The organism is Peptococcaceae bacterium 1198_IL3148, from assembly GCA_036763105.1.
Classification (GTDB): Bacteria; Bacillota; Desulfotomaculia; order Desulfotomaculales; family Desulfohalotomaculaceae; genus JBAIYS01.
The window spans coordinates 1-255 of the sequence record JBAIYS010000075.1 but is presented as its reverse complement, the minus strand read 5'-3'; the positions used below and the strand labels follow the sequence as shown (position 1 = coordinate 255).

The window sequence follows — 255 nt, the reverse complement described above, 5'->3', positions numbered from 1 at the left end:
ACATCACTTCGGAACATTTAATAATGAAACAACTCATCAGTTCAAAGGCTTCCAGTTTGTTGAGGCGGCCCGCTTCCATATCGGCTTTAAACATGGGATAAATGTATTGATCCAAGCGTCCCAAGGAAATACCGGTCTGGTTCTCTTCCACCACAAACAGCGATTCCAGTGTCCAAATGGACTGCAGGGCTTCATGGAAGGTCCGGGGTGGATTGGCCGGTACGTTGGTCAAAATATCGGAAATCTTATAAAGCT

1 protein-coding gene is annotated in these 255 nt (G+C 45.9%); it reads right to left on the bottom strand.

The window, feature by feature from the left end:
* Positions 1 to 255, bottom strand: a 255-nt coding sequence (locus V6C27_14955) for a pyruvate formate lyase family protein (GenBank protein ID MEG6617669.1), incomplete at both ends; no start/stop codon positions are given.